This window comes from Staphylococcus sp. HMSC036D05 (genome assembly GCF_001836225.1).
Taxonomy (GTDB): Bacteria; Bacillota; Bacilli; order Staphylococcales; family Staphylococcaceae; genus Staphylococcus; species Staphylococcus caprae.
Genome location: NZ_KV827774.1, coordinates 1 through 3129, shown reverse-complemented (window position 1 = coordinate 3129; position 3129 = coordinate 1). Strand labels below are relative to the sequence as shown.

Here is a 3129-nt window from a genome sequence, read left to right as displayed (position 1 = left end):
AGATGATGTAGAAGATACAGTGAATTATGGAGAAGTGTTTGAAGATGTGAAGACCATCGTTGAAGGTGAGCCTTCTAAGTTAATTGAACATCTGGCTGAACGTATTGCAAAACGTATAAATTCACACTATAATCGTGTAATGGAAACGAAAGTTAGAATTACGAAAGAAAACCCACCCATCCCAGGCCATTATGACGGCGTTGGAATTGAAATAGTGAGGGAGAATTGCTAAATGGTTAAAGCTTTTTTAGGTTTAGGGAGTAACATTGGAGAACGTGAAGCTCAACTCGATGAAGCGATAAAGATTCTGAATAACTTTGAAGGTATTAAAGTGACTCAAGTCTCCGATATTTATGAAACTGAACCGGTGGGATATACTGAGCAACCTAACTTTTTAAATTTATGTGTTGAAATAGAAACGACATTGGCACCTCGCGAACTATTGTCATGTTGCTTAGAGACCGAGCAACAATTACATCGTGTGAGAGTCGTACGTTGGGGGCCAAGAACTCTAGATGTAGACATATTATTATATGGCGATCAAATTATTGAAGAAGAAAATTTAACGGTACCACATCCGAGAATGAATGAACGTTCGTTTGTACTTATACCTTTGAATGATATTGCCTCAAATCAAATCGAACCTCGTTCCAATCAAACTATTGGAAATTTAGTAACGGCAGACGATACAGTTAAGAAGTATAAGAAATGAGAGATAAAGTAGAAATTGCTTTATTACATTTGCGCCGTCTTGTAGAATTAAAAGGTGAGAAGATTGGCGTTATGGAAATGAGGAATCATGCTTCATGGTATCTTAAGGGTGTCAAAGGTAACGGTCAAACAACTGAAGCTCTAAACGAAGCTGAAATCGAACCTGAAATAAGAGATGTTTTACAAAATTCCCAACAAGAACGCATGGAACAATCTATAGAAATACAAGAAGCTTAAAGGAGAGAAAGTTATGTCAGAAGAAATGAATGACCAAATGCAGGTCCGTCGTCAAAAACTACAAGAATTAATTGATTTAGGAATTGATCCGTTCGGACATCGTTTCGATCGTAGTGCGACTTCTAGTGAACTGAAAGCGCAATGGGATCAATACTCAAAAGAAGAATTACATGAAAAAGAAGACGAAAGTCACGTTGCAATTGCAGGTCGTTTAATGACAAAACGTGGTAAAGGTAAAGCTGGATTTGCTCATATTCAAGATCTATCAGGACAAATTCAAATATATGTAAGAAAAGATCAAGTTGGAGAAGAACAATTTGATATTTGGAAAATCGCTGACTTAGGTGACATCGTAGGTATTGAAGGTGTCATGTTTAAGACGAATACTGGAGAAATATCAGTTAAAGCTAAGTCGTTTACATTATTATCTAAATCATTACGTCCTTTACCAGATAAGTTCCATGGCTTACAAGATATTGAGCAAAGATATCGTCAACGTTACTTAGATTTAATTACAAATGAAGACAGTACACGTACATTCATTAATCGTAGTAAAATCATTCAAGAAATGCGTAATTATTTAAATAAACAAGGTTTCTTAGAAGTTGAAACACCTATGATGCATCAAATCGCTGGTGGTGCTGCAGCACGCCCATTCGTTACACACCATAATGCATTAGATGCTACGTTATATATGCGTATTGCCATTGAATTACACTTGAAACGTTTAATTGTTGGTGGTTTAGAAAAAGTTTATGAAATCGGACGCGTATTCCGTAACGAAGGCGTTTCTACTCGTCATAATCCAGAATTTACAATGATTGAATTATACGAAGCGTATGCTGATTATCATGATATTATGGATTTAACTGAAAGTATGGTCAGACACATTGCTCAAGAAGTTTTCGGTTCAGCTAAAGTTCAATATAATGGTGAAGAAATCGATTTAGAATCTTCTTGGAGAAGACTTCACATTGTAGATGCAGTTAAAGAAGCAACTGGAGTGAACTTCTATGATGTTCAATCAGACGAAGAAGCGGTTGCACTTGCTAAGGAACACGGTATTGAAATTACTGGAAACATGAAATATGGTCATATTTTAAATGAATTTTTCGAACAAAAAGTTGAAGAAACATTAATTCAACCAACATTCATTTATGGTCATCCAATTGAGATCTCTCCTTTAGCTAAAAAGAACCCAGAAGATCCAAGATTTACTGATCGTTTTGAATTGTTTATTGTAGGTAGAGAACACGCGAATGCCTTTACTGAACTTAATGACCCAATCGATCAACGTGAACGTTTCGAAGCACAACTTGTTGAGAAAGAGCAGGGTAATGATGAAGCGCATGAAATGGATGAAGATTACATTGAAGCGCTAGAATATGGTATGCCTCCAACAGGCGGTTTAGGTATCGGTATTGATCGTCTAGTAATGCTACTTACAGATTCACCATCAATCAGAGACGTATTATTATTCCCATATATGAGACAGAAATAATAAGTCTAACATTATGTTATATACAGCACTGGTCGCATTTATGTGATCAGTGTTTTTTATTATGAAAGTCGACCTAATTAATTGAGGTGGTTAAGGAAATAGATGAACTAAAAATACATATTCAAGTCATATGTTGTAGGTAATTGTTACTAGATCGAAAGAGTTGTTTCGTTTCGATTGGTTAGTTATTGAGTTATCTTTGTTGAAAAGACTGGTTATTTTCACAATAAAATATACAAATGAAGTATAAAATTGAAAATATTGATATAGATTTAGCTAATATCATGTGATAGAATATTACGAGTGAAAAGAAGCAAGTTATATAAAGAACTTTTTCGACATTAATTTTTAAAAATGTTTATAAAAGTGTTGACTTGTTTGTCTGAATGAAGTAACATATAAAAGTCGTCAAAAACGAGCGCACTTGTTACGAAAATGTAAACGGAATTTTAACGGAGTGTAAAATTGACCGTTGCAAAGACTTTAAAAAGTGTGTATTATTAATAAAGTAAGTTAATTTTGTCTGGTGACAATGGCAAGGAGGTCACACCTGTTCCCATGCCGAACACAGAAGTTAAGCTCCTTAGCGCCGATGGTAGTCGGACTTACGTTCCGCTAGAGTAGGACGTTGCCAGGCAATATTATAAATCGGAGAATTAGCTCAGCTGGGAGAGCATCTG

The 3129-nt window shown here is 35.4% G+C and carries 4 protein-coding genes and 1 rRNA gene; all 5 read left to right on the top strand.

What is annotated here, in order from left to right; genetic code table 11:
• Positions 1–232: dihydroneopterin aldolase (gene folB / locus HMPREF2580_RS03240; protein WP_070830412.1), on the top strand; the 232-nt coding region annotated here is incomplete at its 5' end.
• A complete protein-coding gene (gene folK, locus HMPREF2580_RS03235; RefSeq protein ID WP_070830383.1) occupies positions 233–712 on the top strand; it encodes a 2-amino-4-hydroxy-6-hydroxymethyldihydropteridine diphosphokinase in 480 nt (159 codons plus the stop codon).
• Positions 709–948 carry a tRNA-dihydrouridine synthase gene (locus HMPREF2580_RS03230; protein ID WP_002445680.1) on the top strand — a complete coding sequence of 80 codons (240 nt, stop codon included), beginning with the start codon at positions 709–711 and terminating at the stop codon, positions 946–948. Before folK ends, HMPREF2580_RS03230 begins: the two co-directional genes overlap by 4 nt.
• Positions 949–961: 13 nt before the next feature.
• Complete coding sequence (gene lysS / locus HMPREF2580_RS03225) at positions 962–2449, top strand: lysine--tRNA ligase (RefSeq protein WP_070830381.1); 1488 nt, start codon at positions 962–964, stop codon at positions 2447–2449.
• 522 nt (positions 2450–2971) lie between these two features.
• Positions 2972–3086 (top strand): 5S ribosomal RNA (gene rrf / locus HMPREF2580_RS03220).
• The last annotated feature ends 43 nt before the right edge of the window (positions 3087–3129 follow it).